Origin of the sequence: Neisseria sp. DTU_2020_1000833_1_SI_GRL_NUU_006, from assembly GCA_032388755.1 — a bacterium.
GTDB classification, from domain to species: Bacteria; Pseudomonadota; Gammaproteobacteria; order Burkholderiales; family Neisseriaceae; genus Neisseria; species Neisseria sicca_C.
Genome location: CP135593.1, coordinates 717,778 through 736,926, shown reverse-complemented (window position 1 = coordinate 736,926; position 19,149 = coordinate 717,778). Strand labels below are relative to the sequence as shown.

Annotated in this window: 31 protein-coding genes and 2 pseudogenes; 19 read left to right on the top strand and 14 right to left on the bottom strand. The window is 50.0% G+C overall.

Translation table 11 applies throughout. The features are described 5' to 3' along the window. Nucleotides 1-42: 42 nt before the first annotated feature. From RSJ68_03600 to RSJ68_03560, 9 genes are all read right to left on the bottom strand, one after another. Entirely contained in the window at nucleotides 43-456 is a 414-nt protein-coding gene (locus RSJ68_03600) for a hypothetical protein (protein ID WNU97824.1), read from the bottom strand. Beyond that, on the bottom strand, nucleotides 453-947 hold the full coding sequence (locus RSJ68_03595) for a helix-turn-helix transcriptional regulator (GenBank protein ID WNU97823.1): 495 nt from the start codon (nucleotides 945-947) through the stop codon (nucleotides 453-455). Before RSJ68_03595 ends, RSJ68_03600 begins: the two co-directional genes overlap by 4 nt. After that, nucleotides 922-1,353, bottom strand: a complete 432-nt coding sequence (locus RSJ68_03590; protein WNU97822.1) for a hypothetical protein — start codon at nucleotides 1,351-1,353, stop codon at nucleotides 922-924. Before RSJ68_03590 ends, RSJ68_03595 begins: the two co-directional genes overlap by 26 nt. Before the next feature lie 145 nt (nucleotides 1,354-1,498). After that, nucleotides 1,499-1,930, bottom strand: a complete 432-nt coding sequence (locus tag RSJ68_03585) for a hypothetical protein (protein ID WNU97821.1) — start codon at nucleotides 1,928-1,930, stop codon at nucleotides 1,499-1,501. Further along, a complete protein-coding gene (locus RSJ68_03580) occupies nucleotides 1,927-2,430 on the bottom strand; it encodes a helix-turn-helix domain-containing protein (protein WNU97820.1) in 504 nt (167 codons plus the stop codon). The genes RSJ68_03585 and RSJ68_03580 overlap by 4 nt, the downstream gene beginning before the upstream one ends. Nucleotide 2,431: 1 nt before the next feature. Continuing rightward, nucleotides 2,432-2,806 (bottom strand): hypothetical protein, encoded by a 375-nt coding sequence (locus RSJ68_03575; protein ID WNU97819.1) that lies wholly within the window; start codon nucleotides 2,804-2,806, stop codon nucleotides 2,432-2,434. Nucleotides 2,807-2,991: 185 nt separating this feature from the next. Further along, entirely contained in the window at nucleotides 2,992-3,462 is a 471-nt protein-coding gene (locus RSJ68_03570; protein WNU97818.1) for a S24 family peptidase, read from the bottom strand. Next, a complete protein-coding gene (locus tag RSJ68_03565; protein ID WNU97817.1) occupies nucleotides 3,455-4,111 on the bottom strand; it encodes a hypothetical protein in 657 nt (218 codons plus the stop codon). Before RSJ68_03565 ends, RSJ68_03570 begins: the two co-directional genes overlap by 8 nt. Before the next feature lie 33 nt (nucleotides 4,112-4,144). Then, entirely contained in the window at nucleotides 4,145-4,813 is a 669-nt protein-coding gene (locus RSJ68_03560; GenBank protein ID WNU97816.1) for a S24 family peptidase, read from the bottom strand. A gap of 111 nt (nucleotides 4,814-4,924) precedes the next feature. On the opposite strand from RSJ68_03560, the gene RSJ68_03555 reads away from it, so the two are divergent. The 3 genes from RSJ68_03555 to RSJ68_03545 all read left to right on the top strand — a co-directional run bounded on the left by RSJ68_03555 (nucleotide 4,925) and on the right by RSJ68_03545 (nucleotide 5,826). Continuing rightward, nucleotides 4,925-5,119 (top strand): YdaS family helix-turn-helix protein, encoded by a 195-nt coding sequence (locus tag RSJ68_03555; GenBank protein WNU97815.1) that lies wholly within the window; start codon nucleotides 4,925-4,927, stop codon nucleotides 5,117-5,119. Between the two features lie 40 nt (nucleotides 5,120-5,159). Then, nucleotides 5,160-5,357: a hypothetical protein gene (locus tag RSJ68_03550; protein ID WNU97814.1), complete on the top strand. Its 198-nt coding sequence runs from the start codon at nucleotides 5,160-5,162 to the stop codon at nucleotides 5,355-5,357. 247 nt (nucleotides 5,358-5,604) lie between these two features. Then, the gene (locus RSJ68_03545) at nucleotides 5,605-5,826 is read left to right on the top strand and encodes a hypothetical protein (GenBank protein WNU97813.1); all 222 of its coding nucleotides are present in this window, start codon (nucleotides 5,605-5,607) and stop codon (nucleotides 5,824-5,826) included. Nucleotides 5,827-5,892: 66 nt separating this feature from the next. Here RSJ68_03545 and RSJ68_03540 read toward each other — a convergent pair whose 3' ends face one another. Then, on the bottom strand, nucleotides 5,893-6,069 hold the full coding sequence (locus RSJ68_03540) for a hypothetical protein (protein WNU97812.1): 177 nt from the start codon (nucleotides 6,067-6,069) through the stop codon (nucleotides 5,893-5,895). A 115-nt stretch (nucleotides 6,070-6,184) separates the two neighbouring features. Between RSJ68_03540 and RSJ68_03535 the strand changes: the two genes are divergently transcribed. Together RSJ68_03535 and RSJ68_03530 are read left to right on the top strand one after the other, a co-directional pair. Beyond that, complete coding sequence (locus RSJ68_03535) at nucleotides 6,185-6,313, top strand: hypothetical protein (protein ID WNU97811.1); 129 nt, start codon at nucleotides 6,185-6,187, stop codon at nucleotides 6,311-6,313. Nucleotides 6,314-6,323: 10 nt separating this feature from the next. Further along, nucleotides 6,324-6,587 (top strand): hypothetical protein, encoded by a 264-nt coding sequence (locus RSJ68_03530; protein ID WNU97810.1) that lies wholly within the window; start codon nucleotides 6,324-6,326, stop codon nucleotides 6,585-6,587. Here the strand turns inward: RSJ68_03530 and RSJ68_03525 are convergent. Beyond that, complete coding sequence (locus RSJ68_03525; GenBank protein WNU97809.1) at nucleotides 6,584-6,760, bottom strand: hypothetical protein; 177 nt, start codon at nucleotides 6,758-6,760, stop codon at nucleotides 6,584-6,586. The genes RSJ68_03530 and RSJ68_03525 overlap by 4 nt on opposite strands. Nucleotides 6,761-6,871: 111 nt before the next feature. Between RSJ68_03525 and RSJ68_03520 the strand changes: the two genes are divergently transcribed. From RSJ68_03520 to RSJ68_03500, 5 genes are read left to right on the top strand one after another with little or no spacing between them, the layout of a single operon-like run. Further along, nucleotides 6,872-7,144: a DUF1778 domain-containing protein gene (locus tag RSJ68_03520; GenBank protein WNU97808.1), complete on the top strand. Its 273-nt coding sequence runs from the start codon at nucleotides 6,872-6,874 to the stop codon at nucleotides 7,142-7,144. After that, nucleotides 7,122-7,424 carry an ogr/Delta-like zinc finger family protein gene (locus RSJ68_03515; protein ID WNU97807.1) on the top strand — a complete coding sequence of 101 codons (303 nt, stop codon included), beginning with the start codon at nucleotides 7,122-7,124 and terminating at the stop codon, nucleotides 7,422-7,424. The genes RSJ68_03520 and RSJ68_03515 overlap by 23 nt, the downstream gene beginning before the upstream one ends. Nucleotides 7,425-7,436: 12 nt before the next feature. Then, entirely contained in the window at nucleotides 7,437-7,904 is a 468-nt protein-coding gene (locus RSJ68_03510) for a hypothetical protein (protein ID WNU97806.1), read from the top strand. Between the two features lie 23 nt (nucleotides 7,905-7,927). Further along, complete coding sequence (locus tag RSJ68_03505; protein WNU97805.1) at nucleotides 7,928-8,122, top strand: hypothetical protein; 195 nt, start codon at nucleotides 7,928-7,930, stop codon at nucleotides 8,120-8,122. Then, complete coding sequence (locus RSJ68_03500) at nucleotides 8,119-8,253, top strand: hypothetical protein (GenBank protein ID WNU97804.1); 135 nt, start codon at nucleotides 8,119-8,121, stop codon at nucleotides 8,251-8,253. The genes RSJ68_03505 and RSJ68_03500 overlap by 4 nt, the downstream gene beginning before the upstream one ends. Before the next feature lie 160 nt (nucleotides 8,254-8,413). Here the strand turns inward: RSJ68_03500 and RSJ68_03495 are convergent, their stop codons facing one another. Further along, the gene (locus RSJ68_03495) at nucleotides 8,414-8,941 is read right to left on the bottom strand and encodes a hypothetical protein (GenBank protein ID WNU97803.1); all 528 of its coding nucleotides are present in this window, start codon (nucleotides 8,939-8,941) and stop codon (nucleotides 8,414-8,416) included. A gap of 84 nt (nucleotides 8,942-9,025) precedes the next feature. On the opposite strand from RSJ68_03495, the gene RSJ68_03490 reads away from it, so the two are divergent. The 4 genes and pseudogenes from RSJ68_03490 to RSJ68_03475 all read left to right on the top strand — a co-directional run bounded on the left by RSJ68_03490 (nucleotide 9,026) and on the right by RSJ68_03475 (nucleotide 12,648). Further along, on the top strand, nucleotides 9,026-11,383 hold the full coding sequence (locus tag RSJ68_03490) for a replication endonuclease (GenBank protein ID WNU97802.1): 2,358 nt from the start codon (nucleotides 9,026-9,028) through the stop codon (nucleotides 11,381-11,383). A 20-nt stretch (nucleotides 11,384-11,403) separates the two neighbouring features. Next, complete coding sequence (locus tag RSJ68_03485; protein WNU97801.1) at nucleotides 11,404-11,601, top strand: hypothetical protein; 198 nt, start codon at nucleotides 11,404-11,406, stop codon at nucleotides 11,599-11,601. Continuing rightward, nucleotides 11,602-12,219: pseudogene (locus RSJ68_03480) on the top strand (DNA cytosine methyltransferase). It abuts the gene before it with no gap. A gap of 249 nt (nucleotides 12,220-12,468) precedes the next feature. After that, nucleotides 12,469-12,648: pseudogene (locus RSJ68_03475) on the top strand (DNA cytosine methyltransferase). 33 nt (nucleotides 12,649-12,681) lie between these two features. Here RSJ68_03475 and RSJ68_03470 read toward each other — a convergent pair. Together RSJ68_03470 and RSJ68_03465 are read right to left on the bottom strand one after the other, a co-directional pair. Next, on the bottom strand, nucleotides 12,682-13,698 hold the full coding sequence (locus RSJ68_03470; protein WNU97800.1) for a phage portal protein: 1,017 nt from the start codon (nucleotides 13,696-13,698) through the stop codon (nucleotides 12,682-12,684). A gap of 9 nt (nucleotides 13,699-13,707) precedes the next feature. After that, nucleotides 13,708-15,537, bottom strand: a complete 1,830-nt coding sequence (locus tag RSJ68_03465; GenBank protein ID WNU97799.1) for a terminase family protein — start codon at nucleotides 15,535-15,537, stop codon at nucleotides 13,708-13,710. A 155-nt stretch (nucleotides 15,538-15,692) separates the two neighbouring features. Between RSJ68_03465 and RSJ68_03460 the strand changes: the two genes are divergently transcribed. The 5 genes from RSJ68_03460 (at nucleotide 15,693) to RSJ68_03440 (ending at nucleotide 19,148) form a co-directional block, all read left to right on the top strand. Next, the gene (locus RSJ68_03460) at nucleotides 15,693-16,496 is read left to right on the top strand and encodes a GPO family capsid scaffolding protein (protein ID WNU97798.1); all 804 of its coding nucleotides are present in this window, start codon (nucleotides 15,693-15,695) and stop codon (nucleotides 16,494-16,496) included. Nucleotides 16,497-16,515: 19 nt separating this feature from the next. Further along, a complete protein-coding gene (locus RSJ68_03455) occupies nucleotides 16,516-17,523 on the top strand; it encodes a phage major capsid protein, P2 family (protein ID WNU97797.1) in 1,008 nt (335 codons plus the stop codon). A 126-nt stretch (nucleotides 17,524-17,649) separates the two neighbouring features. Beyond that, nucleotides 17,650-18,309, top strand: a complete 660-nt coding sequence (gene gpM / locus RSJ68_03450; protein ID WNU97796.1) for a phage terminase small subunit — start codon at nucleotides 17,650-17,652, stop codon at nucleotides 18,307-18,309. A gap of 139 nt (nucleotides 18,310-18,448) precedes the next feature. Next, a complete protein-coding gene (locus RSJ68_03445) occupies nucleotides 18,449-18,934 on the top strand; it encodes a head completion/stabilization protein (protein ID WNU97795.1) in 486 nt (161 codons plus the stop codon). A gap of 1 nt (nucleotide 18,935) precedes the next feature. After that, nucleotides 18,936-19,148 carry a tail protein X gene (locus RSJ68_03440; protein WNU97794.1) on the top strand — a complete coding sequence of 71 codons (213 nt, stop codon included), beginning with the start codon at nucleotides 18,936-18,938 and terminating at the stop codon, nucleotides 19,146-19,148. Nucleotide 19,149: the final 1 nt, after the last annotated feature.

Genomic DNA, 19,149 nt, shown 5'->3' with positions numbered 1-19,149 from the left:
AAGGTCGTCTGAAAAATTCAGACGACCTTTCAAAATTTCAGCTTACATAGCGATAAACTTAAGGGAATTTCCATTTGCCACAACATCACCCACTACAAGTCTCGCCCAAATTTTATCTCCGACCGATACAGGAAGATTATCCAAACTATGATGTACCAGCCCGCTGAACACTTCAGGATTTTCCGATACTACAGGAGCATTGCCGACAGGCGGCATTTCAAATACTGACAAAACATCGGAATCCCTAAGAATCTCCAGGCGCAAAGGAACAAAGCTCAAATCCTTTCTCGAAGTCGGAATCTCGAAAATCAGACAAAGATTTAATTGAGCCAATACAAAATCGCGCGACGGCAGCGGACAGACCCCCGGATAAATACCAATCAGACTGTAACGGAAATCGTCCGCATGGCGGATGATACTGTCGCAATATTGAATATGCAGCGATACAGGCATCATGATTTGAGTCCTTCCACAAAATCCCACTGACGGTCAAAAGCCGCCCGTACGTCAAGAGGTCCGATACCGAATACCGCAGCCAGTTTATCGACTGTATCATTGCTCAAAGTACAGCGGTTGTTTTCAATGCGTGAAAGATAAGACTGTTTAAGCCCCGTTTTTTCAGCAAGCGCAGATTGCGTCAAGCCGTTTTTTAGACGCAACGATGCAAACGTTGGCCCAGCAGTATCCGCATCAAGTCTTGCAGCCAGCTTTTTGCCTGCTCTGTCCATCGCCGCCGCACGGCGCGGATTTTTGCGAACACGTTCCACATAGCAGCAAGCATCTGACGCATCAGAAAGCGGCAAGACCTGCTTGCCTGCAACAAATACCGTAGAAGTTCTGATAGTCGCAGCAGCGGCAGGTGCGGAAAAAGACACCGCAGAAGCCGTAAACAGACAGACCGCCCCGAAGGCAGTCCAATTTTCAATATTCGATTTTTGCATAGTCATTTTGGATTCTCCGCATAATCGGATGATCGGGCTGATAATCGAAGCCCTCGGATTTGTCGGCAACCGCCAAAATATAGATTTTCCGGATAAACGTCCGGTTCGGCTGCATCTCATTTCGAACGCAGTACAAAATACGCAGCGAAAGCGCAGATTCCTCATCGAGCCGTAGCCGCATCACGCGTATATCCGCACGCCACAACACCGCCACACGTTTGCATTCCATGCCCAAAAGCCCGATGGGCTGATCGTAATCGCGGCAGTAGCTTTCAGAAAAGAGCTTGTCAAAAAGCGCAGGCGTATCATCGATAAGCGTAATCACTCTATCGATATAACCGACCGCCTCCTCATTACTCTCGAAAAGGCGTTCCAAATCCGCTTCCGCATGATCGTGAACAATAAGTTGCATAATATATCTTTTTAGTTATATTCCGCAAGCAGCCACCCTGCCGCTTGTCTCAAAATCCCGACAAATACCAAATTAAGACGTACACCCTTATCAGAAAGGTCGCCTGAAATATTTCAGACGACCTTTTATTATTTTAGGAATGAAACTATAAATTGACCTCGAAAGCCGCCAAAGGATAGCGGGTGCGGATGCCGAACTGATTCAGGATAGTGCTGATTTTGAAACGGACGGCTTGTTCGGTAAAGTCGAGCAAAATCCGCATTTTTTCAGGATTGCTTCCCATTTCAGTCAAATCCACAGGGGGATCGGAAATCACATCAAAAGCCGCCAAGTAAGCCATATTAATATCAATTAAAGGTCGTATGGCTTCGTCTGATTTGGACAGATATTGATAGACCGCCAAACATCTGACTTCGATAGCAGGGGCATTGACTGCCACCCTGAAGCCGTCAGCCTGAAGTTCAAGGCGTTCTTCAACATTCAAAATCGGCGCATCGCCGGAGACGGGGACGGCACGCAAACCGCCAGTGTCAATATTCAGATTTAACGGCGCGATGTCGGTCAGAATGATTTTCATACACCCTCCGCTTTCAAAGAGACCGAAATTTCCCTAAATTCGCCGAATTCGAGTTGCTCCTTATCATCTCGCAGGGTATTAATATCTAGAAGGGTATTGATATTTTGAAGGGTATTAATATCTCGAATGGTATCGACATCTAGAAGGGGATTGTTAAACACAGCTTTACTGTAACTGAAATGCTTAAGCTCTTTTTTGATAGCGGCGTGTTTATCGGCGCAGTGCGGATCAGGAGCAAGGGACAAAGAAAAACGCAGTTCCATAGCCGTCGCAAAATCCGCGATGGTGTTCAATTCAAGATTTTTTTCAGACATCGACAGCGTTTTAGATACGGCGGCGGGAGAAATACCCAGCTTTTCCGCAATATCTTTCTGTCTGATTCCTTTGCTTTCCATGGCTTCGCGCAGCTGGTCAACAGCTTGGATATTCAAGTCGGTACGGTTATGTTTTTTGCGGAAGTCGAAACGTCCGAGCAATTTATTGAGTATCGGCATATTCATATCAAAAGCCTCCATTACGATTGTAAGAATCCATAATCAAGCGCATTTTATGATGGTCTTCACGGGTAAGTTTTTGAGTGTTTTTCTTGATGAAATGGCTGATGACCATAATGTTTCCGTCATGCCAAAAATAAGCCCGCAGGCTTTCGGGTCGGGCGGTTTTGACTGCCCAGAAAGGGAGTCCTTCACAGTTGAGCTCGAATGGCTCTATCAGCTTTTCACCATCGCAATAACGGATGATGCGAACCCAAAGCTCTTCCGAGTCTTCACCGCAAATACGCTCCGGCAGGTTTTCCCCGTCGAATCCGATTTGTTCGACAGCTTCGTCAGACAGGACGCAGCCGTACACCAAACCCTTATAAATCAATTCCGCCATAATAGTTAACTTTTAAGTTAATTACAATTGTTTTTTTACCATTGCCAAATCATAAATATCCCGAAAATCCAGCGGCAAAACCTTTCAAAATTTACCGTGTACCGTCAAACCGCTGAATTCGTTCAGGCTGACGACAGAGTTCGATTTCAGGTAACTCGGATTGGGCAGCCAACCTGCCGCTTGTCTCAAAATCCCGACAAGTGCCATGCGCCGCGGACTTTGCCGCAGATGATTAGTTTTTCCAACTTGTCGTTTTCGATGGTTTCGGTGCGGTATAGCGGGTTGTCGCTGATGACGAGCAGCCCGCCGCTGACGGAGGCTTGCAGGCGTTTGGCTTTTAGGCCGTCGGCGAAGGACAGGAGGTAAACGCCCTCGCCCTCAAACGAGCGGACGGAGGTATCGACGAAGAGTACGTCGCCGTCCTCTATGGTGCCTTGCATGGAATCGCCGCGTGCCGTGATGACTTGGATGCGGGAGAGGTTGCCGCCGAGTTTTTCGCGCGCCCACGCTTTATCGACATGGACGAAATCGACCACCTCCGCCGTCTCGTTGTTGATGTAGCCGTCGCCCAGCGCGGCGATCACGTCCAGCCGCTCGAAACGGATATGGTCGCCTGAAGGGTCGTCTGATTTCGAGCAACCTTTGTTATTACACATAAAACACCTCTCCTGTATCCATATTAATAATTCCCCCGTTTATCCTGTCTGATCGAAAAGTACGCGTGGCATGTTTGTCTAAATCGACCCCTTTGATATAAACCCCGTCAAGCTCAGTAATATGCACCCTACGCGTCGAAGTTTCGTAATTGGCGTTGGTGTAGTCAAAAGTTATTCTGTCGCCGATTTCCAGTTTTTTAAAACCAGCCGATTTTCTGCTGTAATTTCTGCGGATGCGTTCGGTTTGGGTCTTAGTTTTGACTTTTTTCACTTCGCCATGGCGCTGGACTTTGTTTTTTTTAATTAAATCAAGGTTGCTTTTTAAATTCTTGAGCGATTCAAGTGGTGATGACGATGCCGCATCTTTTGGGATGGTCTGCTCGGTCGGCAATGCTGCCTCTTTCCTGCGTTTGAGCATCCGCCAAAGAGGGAGCGGCAGGAATACCGCGCAAACCGTCGAAATAAATAAAAAGTCATGTAACTGGCTGACAACAAGCGAAAATATCGCCATCGCCACGAAGCAGCCAAAAAAGCCAACAGGAATCGTCCATAGCAGGTGCAATTTACTTTTGCAAGAAAACTCCAGCGATAGCCAAACGGCGTAAAACGTGCTCATGCTCAAGACAAAGACGGCTACTAAATCAGACATTCCCTCATTCATAAAATCCCTTTTTCTTAAAAACTAAATATCCAAAAAATCCAACGGCAGTACCTTCCAAAATTTGCCGTGAATAAACAAATCATCAAATTCTTCCGGCTCAATAACGAAGTCGGATTTACTGTAAATCGGATTATCGCTCGTTACATGGATGATGCCTGCTTTGCCGCGCGCCAGGCGTTTGATGTAGGTATAGCCCTGAAACGTAAAAAGATACACGCCGCTGGATTCAAATTCGGCGACGTCAGTTTTGATTAAAGTGATAGATTTCGGCGGTATCGTCGGCTCCATACTATCTCCATCTGGCGACATCAGCTTAACGCCATGCAGGTTGTCCGTGCCGAGCAGCTCTTTAAGTGCAGTCTTCGGTATTTCCAGCGAATGCAGCAATTCAGGATAGTCGACGTTGAGATGACCGCTGCCGCAAGATGCGGACACGTCATATAAATCTAAGCGTGCCGTTTCAAGGTCGTCTGAATGATTTTCAGACGACCTTACTGTCAGATATGGCAATGGGAAGCCTGAAATTTCCGATATTTTTACCATTGTTTCAAAGGTCGGCTTGTTCCGACCTTTTTCAATCGCATTCACGCTTGCCTTCGTTGAGAAGCCAAGTTCAAAGGCAAATTGTTCTTGCGTCATCCCTGCCCGTTTTCTTGCTTCTACCGCCCATTTCGCCAAATCATAAGTCATAAAATTCTCCATATTTTCAACATTGTAAATTTTAAATAGACAAAAATCGGCTATTTTTAGTTTACTTTTTAGATTATTTTAAATATACTTTTCAAAACTTCAGGAGTTCTTATGAAACATCTAGAAAAAGCTATTGACGCAGCAGGTGGACAAGCTGCCCTTGCTAAAAGACTCGGGAAAAATCGTTCTACTGTAAATAGTTGGCTAAAAGGGAGAAATAAAATCCCAGCAGAAGTTGCAGTGGAAATTGAAAAACTGGGTTATGGAGTGCGTCGTGAAGATTTGAGACCAGACGTATTTTTATAATTTACCTAATTAAATTTCATTTCAATCAAGGAGCAGAAAAATGAAAAAACAGAAAAACAAAAAAAGCCGCCTATCGAAAAAAGACAGACGGCTGCTGAAAAGAATCGTTACCGAACAGGTCGGTAAGGATTTTAAATTATCAAGCGACCCCGAAAAATTGGCGGATGGACTGATAAAGGCTTTCAAGATGATTGAGTCATGTGACGTTTCCATTCGTCAAGACGGTCGGAAACTGTAACTGCAAACTGGACGACCCGCTGGGCACTCTCCATTGCCGATTTGTCATCTTCAACCTGTTTGACCAAAAGATCGGGACGGGTTTGCAGAATCAGACGAGTCAGTTCAAAAGCCTCATTGTAAGAATTACTCATTTTTTACTCCGTTTACGGTTACTGGAAATGACATTGTAACGTGAGTGATGACAAAGCGGAAAGACGCTTGACCCGCCGGACAGTCGGCATCAACCCCAACCAAGGAGCAGAAAAATGAAAGAAATCGTAGTAAGAGAAGATGTAGAACGCATGAATTTTGAGGCGTGGTGCAAAGTTAGAAACGACGCTGACCGCCTGAAAACCGTAGTTGATGATGATGGTGATGTCTACTACGAAGATGTAGCATTGATTACGCATGGCAAGGATGGATTGCGCGGGCGTATGAATCGGCAAAAGCCGAGCAGGAAAAAGCCGCCATCAAAAAAGTTGTTCTGACAGCGGCTAGAAACTCAAGCCTATACCCGGAAAGCTTGGCGGAAGGCTTGATTCGAGCATTTCGGCTTATTGAAGATGCTTAGATTCGATTTGTTCAAGTCGGTCGGCGAGGGTTTCAACGAATTCCGCAAGATGGATAGCCCGCTCCCGACCATGCGGATAATCGCCAAAGATGGCGATATTGCCAGACTTGAGAAGTTCGGTAGTCAGTTCAAGGGCTTTTTCATAGCTTTTTTGAGACATTTTAGTTTCTCCGTTGATGGTTACTGGAAATGACATTGTAACGGAGTGATGACAAAGCGGAAAGACGCTTGACCCGCCGGACAGACGGCATCAACCCCAATCAAGGAGCAGAAAGATGACAGCAATGAAAAAGCCCGCACGAAGCGGGCAGATGGAAAAGACATTGAAGATGATTGCCGAAATCGGCAAATCGATGACTATTGAGGAACTGGCAGCAGTAAGCCAGCAAAACCAAACTAAATAAGGAGTATGAAATGAAGAAATTGAGTAAATGGCAAAAACGTGCGTTTAAGCATGGAATCTTGACCATCGCTGATTGGGATCTGCTGAAAGAGCAAGTCCGCATCGCGGGTGAGGCGATGGCGGCAAATGCGGCGGAATACGGCGGTATCGAAGCTGTGAACCGAGTCATCATGAAGGAATTGAAACGGTTGAATCGTCGGCGGTTCGGTCGGATTCCAAAGGAGGAAAAACCAAAACGCCGACAACTTGAAACGAAGTTGAAGGATTTGGACTAACTCAAATCAATTTCAAGGCTGCCTTTAGGCTTTCGTTTATGAAGTTCGCTCTTAATGGCTTCAGCAATGTAGAACATATGTTCAACATATTGATCATCCCTTACATAACGGCTGGCATAAGGGGCGACTAAAGTAGCTGCAAGTTGTAAAACTTCAAATTCGGAAAGTCTCATTTTAATTACTCCGTTTACGGTTACTGGAAATGACATTGTAACGGGGTTATGACAAAGCGGAAAGACGCTTGACCCGCCGGACAGTCGGCATCAACCAAAAAAGGAAACGTCATGTGCCAATACTGTATTCACAAAATCGAAGACCATCGCGCCGCCGATGTGTATCCCGCCGCGCCGCGCGCGCCGTTCGGCGTGATTGAAATCGAAGCCTACGGCGAAGAGTTGGATTTACTCGAGCAGGCTGCCTTTGCCTCCGGTAAGTCGTTGTCGGCATTCGCCGCCGAGGCTGCGCTGGAATACGCGGAAATGTATCTGCGCGCCTTTGAAGCCGCATCGGCAGACCTGAAACGGAGAGATGAAAATGGCGCAGCGCAACATCAGTAAGGCGGAACACGGAAATATGCGGGTACAGATTACCTGCCCTTGCTGCGGCAGCCGCTGCAAGGTAACGGCGAGTCGGAAGATGACAGACCTCGTCCGTTATAGCTCGGTGCAATGCCTGAATGCTTCATGCGGCTGGTCGGGCGTGGCGGCGACGGAAGTTATTAAAACCATCTCCCCGCCCAGTCCGCTGCATCAAAACCCTGCCTTGGTGCCGCCGCAGATGACGGCAGACGAAATCATCGAACAACACGGCGAAAGCAGTCAGAAAAATCTGTTGTAAAGGGAGAGAAAAATGAACGGCGAAATCGTCCAGAAATGGGGATTCTCAGGGCGGCAGTCGCGTCTTTTCAAGACTAAAGCCCATGCTGATGCAATTCGAAATATCGGTGAAACGTTGGCAAGCAGTAAAACCAAAAACGCAAAAATCATGAACGGCTTGGAGCGCGACGCGCTCTTGGAACGAAATACAGACCGTCAGCCGTTGACGGCGTACAACGATACGGAAGTCGTCAGGGGTTGGCTGGTTACGCCGGAGCAAAGCAAGGCTCTGGCAGATAGTCAGAAGTTGATAAAGGAAATCGCCCGGCTGGGCAACATGCTGAATCAGCAAAACGTAGTGTACAGCTTGGGTTTGCCGGTTCTCCAGCTTTCCGAAGCCGCCCGGCAGCTTGAAGCCATAGACGAAAAAATAGCCCGCGCTGCATACGCCGGCAGAAAAATGAAAGTAAACCCTGTTTCAGACGACCTTAAAGCTGCCTGAACCCGACCCGACAAGGAAATATCATGAAAATCAAAATCCGCTACATCATCCTCGCCCTGATGCTCGCCGCCTCGTCTTTTATGCTTGGTTCGACCCACGGAAACATACCGAATCCGCCGCAAACGCTGCCTGAAACGGACGTTGTACGCGCTTACGAATCGCCGACATTCGACCACATGGGCGGCGACGCTGAAATTCCACAGGAGGTGGGGCAATGAGCATCATCGCAGTCATCGGCATTGTTTTTGCCGCCGCGCTCGCTGCTTGGCTCTATGTAGATTACAAAATCGAGCAGAAGAAGCTGGACGCGGAAATCGAAGAAAGAATTCAGGACTATTTTAAGCATTGAGATGAAACCATGCAGATATATGAAGCCGACCAGTACATATGGTGCGATACCGGTAATCGACTGATGGTATCCGAGCCTGAATGTTCAGACCGCACGATTGAAGAATTTGATATGGAGTTGGGCGAAGTCGGAAGCATCCGATTTCGCCACTTGGCAACGATTAGAGGCCGCCGGATATATCAAGCAGTTTCACTAAATCCGCGCCCTTGTCCAAAGCGAACTCAATCAATCGGGACGATAACCGCTTTAACCCCTCCTCCGGCAGAGAGCGAATAATTTTAAGCAGAGTTTCTTTTTGACCGGTCGGAATGTCTGCCTTGTCTATTTTCAAGGCGACCAATTCCCGCAGGGTTTCCGCATCCAGTCTGACCGTAACGACCCCTAAAACCGCAGAAAGACCGCCGTCTTCGGCAAGGAAATCAAAAGCCTTTTCGGTCGGTTTCACATAATCGATGGAATACGCCCCGCTTACGAAGTGGGTAAGTTTGACGTTGACCAGTCCGTGCATTTCCAAATACATCAGATTGCCGTCTGTTTCATCCTCGCCGTATTCGGCGCGCAAGGTATGAAGGAAATTTGGTGGCGGGTCTTTGGGGAAGCACTCTGTCAGGACTGACAATATTTTTCTTTGAAGTTCGCGATTGAGCTTCATTTCAAGTCTCCGGGAAGGTTGTTTAGGAGCTTCCATTCTAACGGAGCAAAGACAAAGCGGACAGACGCTTGACTACTCGGACAGACGGGTATTTCAGACGACCTTTTACAGGAAAAAATCATGGGAAATATCAGCAATAACGTTATTAAAGGCAGGGCGGCGCAGCAAGACTACGCCGCCAAAGCCTTTTTGCTGATTCCGCCTGTATTGCACGAAGGATTTGAAAGCCTGAAACCTGCCGAGGCGTCAAAAGCGCGCTCGTTCTTTACCGATTTGGTCGTCCGTCAGTTGGACGGCGGCATTCAGCCCGCCGCCGCGCGTGTCCGCGCCGAAGACGGTCTGAAAACCTTGCTCGACAATCTGACCATTCTGCCGCCTGCCGTCCGTTCGGCAGGTTTGGACGCTTCGGACGATGACATCCGCGTCCTTGCTGATAACGCAGCCAAGGACATCTATTTTAAAAAACGTATCGGCTGGAGTCTCGCCGGTCTGATCCACTATGCCGCTTCCGAATACGGCATCGATACAAAAAAAGTATTCAAGGACAAAATCCCCGAAGCGATTGAGGCTCGTCTGAAAGCTCCGAAGTTTTGGCGTCGCCAGCTTCGCCGCATTTTCGCGCGCGCCGCCGAACGCTACCGCCGCGAGGCTGGCTTTGTGTCCCGCAAAACGGGACTCTATGCCTCTGATGAAGCGGTATTCCGCCGTTTGGCGCAAAAGCGTCGCAACCTTGCCATGCTGCAAACCATGATTGCGATTAATGAGCTGGGGCAAGAATTTACGCTTGAGGCTTTGTCCGAAGTCTCTGTCTCAAACCCCGCCCTGCGCCGCGCCGAATTGATGGTGCGTATTCGCGGCTTCGAGGAAATCGCCCGCCTGAAAAACCACGTCGGCGAATTCTTTACGATTACCTGCCCGTCCCGTATGCACCGTATGCACCACTTCGGCAAGCCGAACGAGAAATTCAGCGGAGAAATGCCGTCGCAGGCGCAGGAATACTTAAATAAAGTATGGGCGCGTGTCTGTGCAGAATTAGGCCGTCTGAAAATCAAAATCTACGGTTTCCGCGTTGCCGAGCCGCATCATGACGGTACGCCGCACTGGCACGGCCTTGTCTTCATGGAAGAGCAACACCGCCTTGCCTTCCGCCGCGTCGTGGCAAAACACGCTTGCCGAGAAAACCGCGAAGAGCTGGGTTTGAAATACTTGGCGACTGCGAAAGAAGCGGACGCGGAAGCCCGCCGAATCCAAGCAAAAATCCGTGCAAAACAAGGCAGCGCGCCTACGCTCGCCGCCATCCGCGCCGGTCTGAAAACCGAGGCGAAATTCTGGGAATCCAAATATTTTAAATTTTGGAAGCAAAGTCCCGCCTCTGCCCGCGTTGACTTTGAAGCCATCAACTGGGCGCGCGGCTCGGCTGCCGGTTATATCGCCAAATATATCGCCAAAAACATCGACGGCAAAAGTCAAAGCGGCGATGGCTTGGGTGTTGACTATGAGTCTGACGCGCTGTTGAGCATGGCGGAAACCGCCGTCCGCGTGGACGCATGGGCAAGTCATCACGGTATCCGCCAGTTCCAGCAAATTGGCGGCTGCCCCGTTACCATCTGGCGCGAACTGCGCCGAATCAACCCCGACGCTTCAGACGACCTTTTAATGCTCGCCCAACAGGCTGCCGACATGGGCGACTGGATGCGTTTTACCGTCCTTTTGGGCGGCGAGTCCGTATCGCGCAAAAACGTCCGTCTCGGACTGTACCGCGAAGAGGCGAAAGAGCCGAACTGCTACGGCGAAATTCCTGCCGACCGCATCATGGGCGTTTACGAAAAAGCCACAGGACGCGTCGAAATTTCGCGCGTCCATTCGTGGGTTTTGAAAAAAAACGGCGGCACCGCCGCCGCTTGGACTTGTGTCAATAACTCTACGAAAATGAAATTCGACCCCAAATCTGCACAAAAATTAAGCAGTCGCCCAGCGGCGGCAACCCTGACCGACTTAGAAAAAACCGAATCCGCCGAATGGCTTATTTGGAAACACGGTTTTTCGGTGCAAAACGCCGTCGGTTTGGCAAACGCCGGATTAAGCCCGGAACTGGAAAACGAATATCAAAAAGACATGATTGATATGGCCAGCATCGAGGAACTGGGATACATGAGCCGCGAAACACGCGAAAAAATCGAAGCAGCAGCGAAAGACACCGCCATCCGTGGCGAAGCCGCCCGAAAAGAACAACGAAACTACCGCGAATACATCCACGGTATCGAGAAACTGCGCCGTCCGCTCGTCAGCGGACTGACCCCGAAAGAACCTGTTTTTGACTTCGCCGCCATCAAAGCCGCCGACGAAGCCAATATCCGCGCGAAGACGGTCCGCTACCAAAAACCGCAATACGACACCGTCGAAAGCGTTCTTAAATCCGCCCGCGCCGCCCGTGAAGCGTCGCAGGCAATGAATGACAAACTGATTAATAGAAACTGACCAATAGGAAAGGAATAAAAATGGGCGAATACATTACCCTGGACGAAGTGAAGAAACTATGGACGATACCGGGCAAAAAGCCGCCGTCCACGACAACCATTTGGGCGCGCCGCCGGGCGGGGCTGATACCGCAGCCGAAGTTGGTGGGGCGGGACAACCTCTATAAGCGGGACGAGGTCATCAGAATGCGGGACGAGTATTTATACAAGGATGAATAAATGGTTTTGAGATATGGCAGTGTTTGCAGCGGGATTGAAGCGGTATCCGTAGCGTGGCAGGGCATGGGATTTGAGCCGGCATGGTTTTCGGAAATCGAACCTTTCCCGTGCGCCGTCTCGGCGCACCACTACCCAAGCATCCCTAACTATGGCGACATGACAACGTTGCCGGAACGGATTTTATCGGGGGAAATTGAAGCCCCTGATATTTTGGTCGGTGGTACGCCGTGTCAGGCTTTTTCGGTTGCCGGGCTTCGGAAAAGCCTAGAAGACAATCGAGGAAACTTAACACTTGTTTTTGTAAGGATTTTAAATGCAATTAACACTATTCGAAGAAAACTCGGGAAACCCGATGCAATCCTATTGTGGGAAAACGTCCCCGGAGTCCTCTCAACGCGAGACAACGCCTTCGGATGTTTTTTGGCAGCTTTGCTTGGCGAGTCCAAAGAGCTTGTCCCAACAGGGGGAAGATGGACGGGTGCAGGTATTGTGCGTTCCGACAAATGCGAAATCGCATGGCGAATACTGGACGCCCAATATTTCGGAGTCCCCCAACGCCGCCGAAGAGTGTTTCTTATTGCAGGTAATCGAGACAGACGTGTCGCCGAAATACTATTTGAGCAACCGGGCGAAAACAGGAATCTTGAACAGGGCAGAAAAAAGGAGGAAGAAACTACCGCCTTTATTGAAAGCAGCTTTGGAACATATCGAGAATCCGATTTAGGCGGCACAGTAAAAAGAAAAGGAGGCGCGCTGTCTGGTGGTAGTGAGACTTTATTAATCTCCAAAATTGGAGCAACGTTAAACACTGAATGGGGCGTTAACTCGGACCAAATCTGCAACGGAAATTGCGTTATCAATTTCCCCAGAGTGAGAAAACTAACCCCCCTCGAATGCGAAAGGCTGCAAGGATTCCCGGATAACTACACTCGGATTCCGTGGCGAAACAAGCCAGCCGAACAATGCCCGGACACTCCGCGATACATGGCAATAGGAAACAGTATGGCAGTTCCGGTCATGCGATGGATTGGAGATAGAATAAAGTAAAAAGTCGTCTGAAATATTTCAGACGACCTTTTCCTATTTCCCGACTGTTGCCAAAGTGTACGGCTTAAATCTAAACACATCCGCGCCGAATGCGTCGTTTGCTTCGAGAAACGCCGCCTGTATCGGCTCGATTTCATTCGCGGCGAACACTTCCGCCGCCGTCCGTGCATCGCCCAATCCGCCCGCCGCCGTCGGGACAACCCCCATCAATGACGGTGGGACGCGATGTATCGTCAGCATATCTTGGGAGGTTACTCCTTTAATATTTAAAAATTCATCCTTGGCGGCAACCTCTGAAATCGGAATCAGTTTGATACCTTCAGGTTTACCGTCAGGCGAGCGCAAAAAGACATTGCGGAAATTGCCTTCGCGTTGCGCTTTTTTAAATTGGTCCTTGAGATTGTTCCAATCGTCGTTATTCATATTGTTGTCGGTTGCGTACACGATAAAGCCTGCATGGCTACCGTTGTCGTAGTAGCGGCGGCGGAAGGTCGTCGCCGAGTGGTTAAGCTCTGCCGAACTTAAGCCCGCCAAATAGTCGGGAATGCCGTAAACTTCCTGCACCAAATCGGGCTGCATCAAATGGATGACGTCGGATTTGGGGATAAAGTCAGCCGTCGCGATGACGTGCGACCGCAGATAGAAGTAACCGTCTTTTTCGTATTTTTTAGACGACCGCCGCATATAGACGGACAGGCGGTTTTTGAATCCCAAAACCTTGCCGAAGCGGTTGCGCTCCGCCGACAGATAGCCGTTGCCGGTTACGAGGAAATTGAATGCCAGCTTTTTAAATTCGGCGCGGCTCAAAAGCGCGGTCGGTTCGAATGTGGAGGTTAAGACATTCAGTTTGCAATGCAGGGCGGACGAATGATGTACGCCGGCACGGAGCAATCCGATCAAGTCCTCTTGATTGACGGGCAGTTCGTAGTAATGGCCGTTGTCGGCGCATTCCCACGCCGCGCCGAGCCAAGACAAACGCTCGTCGTAACCCCAACTGAAAATCTCTAAATCTGTGCGTGGTTCATTGCCTGTCGAATTTAAATCAGACATAAAAATCCTTTAACTATCAATCTCAAAACGTCCGCTGACAACATTGTCCAGCGGCTCTTGATAAAACAACATCATCGCTGCCCAAGCCAAGTCGCCATGACTGGCGGCTTTGCTGCGCGTCGATTCGTAAGTGATGTTTCGTCCGCTGGCGGTAATTGCGCGGCGGACGGACATAAACGCCATCTGCAAATCGATTTTGCCCGCGTCCCACTCGATACGTTTGTTTTTGAGCAGGTTCTGCGTTTTTAAAACCATCATCCCTTTAATGTCGGGCGTGTAGGTCATGCCGATGGCGGGCGGGTAGAATTTTTTAACAAGGTCGTACACCGCCGCGCCGATACCGTTTGCGTCGATGACGATTTTGGTAACGTTGAATTTCTCGGTCATGCCGCGAATGATTTTCGCTTGAGATTCGAAGTCCGCCCCATTAATCATGTGTGTTTCCAAGATTCTGAATGGTTCGCCGTTGCGTTGTGGTGGAACGGCGACCACCAAGCCGGACGCGTCGCCGGTATAGCTCGGGTCGTATCCTATCCATACGGGGATATTTCCCGCCGGACGCATCATGTCAGGTTTGTACCAAGTCCAATCCCACGATTCGACACCGCAGGCTTGCAGGTCGGCAAAGTGAAACACGCCCTCGCCGTCAGGGACGAATTGACATTCAAAAAGCTGCGCGAACTTGTCGGGCGAGTTGCGCTGGCGAAGGTAATCAATATCGAAGAGGTTGCAGCCTGATTCCTGCGCATCATGAATCGTGACGATTTGCCGCCATTGCGCGTCGGCATCCTGACGACCGTGTTTTAAAGCGGCATGGCTCAAATCAAGCTTGATGTGCTCTCTTCTGGGACGGCCTTCGTTAAACATCGCGCCTGACCAAAAACTATAAGCCGGGTGGCCTTCGGATGACGGCGTGGAGAAATAGGTCGTTTTCAGGTGCTTTTGACTCGCCATCGGCTCGGCGAGCGTTTGCAAACGCTCGAAATCGGGAATCCAGAAATATTCGTCGACGTACAAGTTGCCGTTGCGCCCCTGTGCCGTCCGTGAATTGGTGCCTAAAAAATGCAGTTCCGCGCCGTTATGCAGCGAGATGGTATCGCCGCCTTTAAGCTCGACATCGACCATCTTGCAGAGGTTTAGGATGTATTGCTTGAACTGATACGCCTGCGCGCGGGACGCGGACAGGAAAATGGAGTTGATGCCCGTTTTTAGGCTGGTCAGGAAGGCTTCGCGGGCGAAGTAGAAAGTCGCGCCGATTTGGCGGCTTTTTAAGATATTTCGGAAACGGTGCGTCCGATAAATCTCGCCCCAATACCGCTGATAATCGAAACACTGCTCTTCGAAAATCTCTATCATGCGCTGCTGCTGCTCCGGCGCGATATAGTTTTTCGGCGGTTTTTCGACGGAGCGGGTGCGGCTGCGTTCGGTGCGCTCGGTACGTTCACGCGGCGGGCGGTCTATGGTCGGCACGCTGTCAAAAGGCGGCTTGTCTGCGCCGTCAAAGCGGTTGTCCTTCGGCATTTCCGATTTTTCAGACGACCTTTTACTACCCTCCCCGCTCATTAGTGCGGAAAGCTGGCGCATTTCTTTGTAAACGCTGTCCGATTTGTTCGGGAGGTTGACGAGTTGGATTAAGCGCGCCTCAATAGAAGAGGCGACGCGCTGCATCGGCGTCCCGCCATCCCAGTTTTCCCGTTGCTTCCAAGAATGCACCGTAGCGGGCTTCAGCCCTAAATGCCGCCCGATAGCGGTAATCTTCCAGCCCTGCCAGTAAAGAGAACGCGCCACAAGGCGCGGGTCTATATTCTGCGCGATTTCGATGTTCTGACGTTTTTCCATTAGCTCAAAAAATATCTTTAATCCCCCGATTTTCGGGCAAATCCGCCCGACACGCCCATTTGGCATGACTTGAAAATCACACGGAAAACCCCCTCCGCTTGCCTCGCTCCGCGCAAATGACAAAATAAAGCGGACAAACACCAAAGCAGGCAAAAATGGATAAATCCTCCAAATCAACCAAAGAAAAATTTAGCGACCGATGGTTCTGCATCGGCAAATCAGGTGCAACCGTTGATGGACGCACCATCGAATCCGCCGACCTCATTGCCGCTGCTGCCGCATATGACCCCGAGTTGTACGGCGCGCGCATCAACTTGGAACACTACCGCCCATACAGCCCGAAAAACGACTATTCGGGCTTGGGCGACGTCCTCGAACTCAAAGCCGAAACGACCGACGGCGTGACCCGTTTGTATGCCCGTATCGACCCGACTGAAAAAATGCTGGGCTACATCAAAGACCGCGAAAAAGTCTTCACCTCGATGGAGTTGATGAAGCCGTTCGGCGATACCGGCAAAGCCTATTTGGTTGGTATCGCGATGACCGACTCGCCCGCCTCGATGGGTACAACAATGCTCAAATTCCGACAAATTGCCCCGGACGACCCCAATTTCACCGCCGCATACACACAAATGGAAAGTCAAGATATGCCCCAAGCCGAAACCCAACCGAAAACAGAGAAAAAAGGCATTTTTGCCGTCATTCACGACGCAATGTTCAGCAAAAAAACAGCCCCCGAACAGCCAAGCCAAGAACCGCAAAAAATCGATTACAGCCAAGAAATTGCCGCCCTGACTAAAGAATTGGAGCAATCGGCGCAAATCACTGGAAAAATCGTCGAAGACTACGCGGCATTGCGACAAGAATTCGAGGCCTTTAAAGCAAAAGTCGAATCGACCCCTGTCAATGCCGCCGCCGCGCACACCGGCGCGACCACCGTCGCAGATTCCGAATATTGATAACAAGTAAAGGCGAAAAATGCACCCATACATTCAGCAATACATCAATGCCGTCGCAAAAGCCAACGGCACAACCGCCGCAGGTATTGCGCGACAATTCAACGTACAGCCCGCCGTATCTCAAAAAATGCGCGAAGCAGTACGTCTGCAATCTACTTTCTTGCAGAAAATCAACATCATCAGCAAAACCGAAATTGCCGGTTCCATCATCGGTTTATCGACTGGTTTGAACGCCTCCCGTACCGATACCAAAAACGGCGACGGCAGCGTTCGCCGCCAACCCAAGCCATATCACAACCTGAGCGACCGCCAGTATTTGTGCAAAAAAGTCAATTTTGACACTCAAGTCAGCTACGACGACATGGACTCTTGGAGCGCCCACCCCGAATACGTCAAGCTGATTAATAACCAGCTCGTCAAATCTAAAGCCTTGAGCCTGATTGCCATTGGCTTCAACGGCACGTCTGCCGCTGCGACCACCAACTTTGCCAGCAATCCGCTCTTGCAGGATGTTCAAAAAGGCTGGTTACAGCATCTGCGCGAAAATGCAGCGACCAACGTCATGGGTGGGGCTGCGACGGCAATCGAAATCGGTACAGGTAAACCATACACATCAATCGACCATCTCGTTACCGACGTCATGGAAAACCTGATTGACGAAGAGTTCCACGATATGCCGGGCATGACCGTTATCTGCCATCAATCTTTGTTGTCTGAAAAATACTTCGCAGTCATCAAAGAAGCAGGTAATAAGGCAAGTGAGCTGCGTCCAGCCGACATCATCATGAGCGAAAAACGCTTGGGCGGTCTGCCGGTCGTTACCGTGCCATATTTCCCGAAAAATACCCTGCTGGTTACGCCGCTGGAAAATCTGTCGATTTACTTCCACAAAGGCGGCCACCGCCGCAAATTGGTGGACGAGCCTGAATTTGACCGCATCGCAGACTACCAATCGGAAAACATCTGCTATGTCGTCGAAGAGTATGGCGCGGCCGCCTTGGTCGAAAACATCAAAATCGTGAAGTAAAAATTCCGACGGACTAAAAAAAGAGCATCAAGCGTCCGTCGGCTGTCAAAAGGTCGTCTGAAACGAGCTTCACCCCGTATGGGTTGCGGCGATTGAGTTTCAGACGACATCACAGAAAGAAAAATAATGACACCCGCCCAAGCACATAAACAACAAGTTTTGGCCGAGCAAGCCGCGCAAAACGGAGAGGACATCAATGCCGCCGAACCGTACCGCCGCTTGCTCGCCTCCCTCAACGCAGACCGCGCCGTATTGAGCCAAATCAAAGCGGTTTCCGATAAGGTCCAAGCCAAAAAAGGCATGATTTTGAAATATCTGCCGTGGCTCGAAGACGTGTACCAAGCAGGGACGCCGTCTGAATCAGACCCTGTCTTCACGACTGCGCTTTTGTGGCTGATTGACATTGGCGACCTCGATACTGCCGTGCCGTACATCCTGTTCGCTATCAAGCATGGCATGAAGGTGCAAGACGACTACCGCCGCGACTTGCCTGACCTGTTGGTTGAAGAATTGGCAGAGCAATTTGCCACCGGTGCCGCTTTAAGTACCGAAAATCATGCTGAATTGCTCGCTCTCTTGAGCAGTACGGATGACGAGACAGGTATGCACACAATCAATCTGACGGACATTGTGCGCTCCAAGTTTTTCAAAGCATGTGGCGAGCGTGCCGAAGAAGTCGGAGACGTTCAGGGTGCCGTAGGCTACTACGAATCCGCTTTGCAGTATTCCGACAAAATCGGCGTCAAATCCCGTATTGCCTCACTCAAAAAACAGCTTGAAGGCTGAAATCTTCCCCCCGCCGGGCGCAAGCCTGCGGAAAGTCCTCCCGATTAATTGCGGACGGCCTTATCCGTAAAAGCCTCTGCGCCTCTATTCCGAAGCCCGCCTGAACATCGGGCGGGCTTCTTCAGTATGGATACAAAACATGACGATGGTTTTCGCCGATAACCCCGACCAAGGGCGGCAGGAATTCGACCAATCCGAAATCCGAAGCATTCCGTTTTTTCCCGTTATTGACTTAACAAACTTCCGCGAAGTCATGCGGATAGAGGCGAACATATCCAGTTCGCGCGTATATCACGCCGCCCTCGAAGCCGTCGCACATGTCAACGGACAGCTTAAAAAATACCGTATTTCCGCCGTTCAGGTCGGCAAATCCACGCTTGCCGAAACTGGCGATTCAGACGACGTCATCAATGGCGAATCCGTCAAAACCATCCATTACCGCCGCGCCGTCTATTGCTATGCCAAATCCCTACTGCTTGAAAAATACGCGGACACAGAGCCATCGGGAAAAGCGGGCGAGCGGGCAGAAATGAAGCAAAGTCAGGCGGAGGACTACCGCCGCGAAGCCCACTACGCGACCGCCGCCGTCATGGGCGAAAGAAGATGCGATGCGGAATTAATCTGAAATGGAATACATAACGAAAGAAGGCGACACCGTCGCAAATATCGCATGGCGGCACTATGGCACATCGGCAGGGCATACCGAGCGCATCCTGACAGCAAATTACGGCTTGTCCGCCTACCCTGCCCTGCTGCCCGCCGGCATAAAAATAAGGCTGCACGAAGCAGCGAAATACGAAGAAATACAAGAAAAATCCACCCTGAACCTATGGGATTGAA

Excerpts from the sequence above, each read along its gene's own strand:
- RSJ68_03585 (WNU97821.1), bottom strand. The coding sequence starts at position 1,930 with ATGAAAATCATTCTGACCGACATCGCGCCGTTAAATCTGAATATTGAC.
- RSJ68_03440 (WNU97794.1), top strand. The coding sequence starts at position 18,936 with ATGGAATACATAACGAAAGAAGGCGACACCGTCGCAAATATCGCATGG.
- RSJ68_03495 (WNU97803.1), bottom strand. The coding sequence starts at position 8,941 with ATGGAAGCTCCTAAACAACCTTCCCGGAGACTTGAAATGAAGCTCAAT.
- RSJ68_03570 (WNU97818.1), bottom strand. The coding sequence starts at position 3,462 with ATGTGTAATAACAAAGGTTGCTCGAAATCAGACGACCCTTCAGGCGAC.
- RSJ68_03540 (WNU97812.1), bottom strand. The coding sequence starts at position 6,069 with ATGTCTCAAAAAAGCTATGAAAAAGCCCTTGAACTGACTACCGAACTT.
- RSJ68_03560 (WNU97816.1), bottom strand. The coding sequence starts at position 4,813 with ATGACTTATGATTTGGCGAAATGGGCGGTAGAAGCAAGAAAACGGGCA.
- RSJ68_03460 (WNU97798.1), top strand. The coding sequence starts at position 15,693 with ATGGATAAATCCTCCAAATCAACCAAAGAAAAATTTAGCGACCGATGG.
- RSJ68_03510 (WNU97806.1), top strand. The coding sequence starts at position 7,437 with ATGAACGGCGAAATCGTCCAGAAATGGGGATTCTCAGGGCGGCAGTCG.
- RSJ68_03565 (WNU97817.1), bottom strand. The coding sequence starts at position 4,111 with ATGTCTGATTTAGTAGCCGTCTTTGTCTTGAGCATGAGCACGTTTTAC.
- RSJ68_03465 (WNU97799.1), bottom strand. The coding sequence starts at position 15,537 with ATGGAAAAACGTCAGAACATCGAAATCGCGCAGAATATAGACCCGCGC.
- RSJ68_03595 (WNU97823.1), bottom strand. The coding sequence starts at position 947 with ATGACTATGCAAAAATCGAATATTGAAAATTGGACTGCCTTCGGGGCG.
- RSJ68_03455 (WNU97797.1), top strand. The coding sequence starts at position 16,516 with ATGCACCCATACATTCAGCAATACATCAATGCCGTCGCAAAAGCCAAC.
- RSJ68_03490 (WNU97802.1), top strand. The coding sequence starts at position 9,026 with ATGGGAAATATCAGCAATAACGTTATTAAAGGCAGGGCGGCGCAGCAA.
- RSJ68_03545 (WNU97813.1), top strand. The coding sequence starts at position 5,605 with ATGAAAGAAATCGTAGTAAGAGAAGATGTAGAACGCATGAATTTTGAG.
- RSJ68_03515 (WNU97807.1), top strand. The coding sequence starts at position 7,122 with ATGGCGCAGCGCAACATCAGTAAGGCGGAACACGGAAATATGCGGGTA.
- RSJ68_03485 (WNU97801.1), top strand. The coding sequence starts at position 11,404 with ATGGGCGAATACATTACCCTGGACGAAGTGAAGAAACTATGGACGATA.
- RSJ68_03520 (WNU97808.1), top strand. The coding sequence starts at position 6,872 with ATGTGCCAATACTGTATTCACAAAATCGAAGACCATCGCGCCGCCGAT.
- RSJ68_03590 (WNU97822.1), bottom strand. The coding sequence starts at position 1,353 with ATGCAACTTATTGTTCACGATCATGCGGAAGCGGATTTGGAACGCCTT.
- RSJ68_03575 (WNU97819.1), bottom strand. The coding sequence starts at position 2,806 with ATGGCGGAATTGATTTATAAGGGTTTGGTGTACGGCTGCGTCCTGTCT.
- RSJ68_03530 (WNU97810.1), top strand. The coding sequence starts at position 6,324 with ATGAAGAAATTGAGTAAATGGCAAAAACGTGCGTTTAAGCATGGAATC.
- RSJ68_03525 (WNU97809.1), bottom strand. The coding sequence starts at position 6,760 with ATGAGACTTTCCGAATTTGAAGTTTTACAACTTGCAGCTACTTTAGTC.
- gpM (WNU97796.1), top strand. The coding sequence starts at position 17,650 with ATGACACCCGCCCAAGCACATAAACAACAAGTTTTGGCCGAGCAAGCC.
- RSJ68_03500 (WNU97804.1), top strand. The coding sequence starts at position 8,119 with ATGAGCATCATCGCAGTCATCGGCATTGTTTTTGCCGCCGCGCTCGCT.
- RSJ68_03600 (WNU97824.1), bottom strand. The coding sequence starts at position 456 with ATGATGCCTGTATCGCTGCATATTCAATATTGCGACAGTATCATCCGC.
- RSJ68_03535 (WNU97811.1), top strand. The coding sequence starts at position 6,185 with ATGACAGCAATGAAAAAGCCCGCACGAAGCGGGCAGATGGAAAAGACA.
- RSJ68_03550 (WNU97814.1), top strand. The coding sequence starts at position 5,160 with ATGAAAAAACAGAAAAACAAAAAAAGCCGCCTATCGAAAAAAGACAGA.
- RSJ68_03555 (WNU97815.1), top strand. The coding sequence starts at position 4,925 with ATGAAACATCTAGAAAAAGCTATTGACGCAGCAGGTGGACAAGCTGCC.
- RSJ68_03580 (WNU97820.1), bottom strand. The coding sequence starts at position 2,430 with ATGAATATGCCGATACTCAATAAATTGCTCGGACGTTTCGACTTCCGC.
- RSJ68_03505 (WNU97805.1), top strand. The coding sequence starts at position 7,928 with ATGAAAATCAAAATCCGCTACATCATCCTCGCCCTGATGCTCGCCGCC.
- RSJ68_03470 (WNU97800.1), bottom strand. The coding sequence starts at position 13,698 with ATGTCTGATTTAAATTCGACAGGCAATGAACCACGCACAGATTTAGAG.
- RSJ68_03445 (WNU97795.1), top strand. The coding sequence starts at position 18,449 with ATGACGATGGTTTTCGCCGATAACCCCGACCAAGGGCGGCAGGAATTC.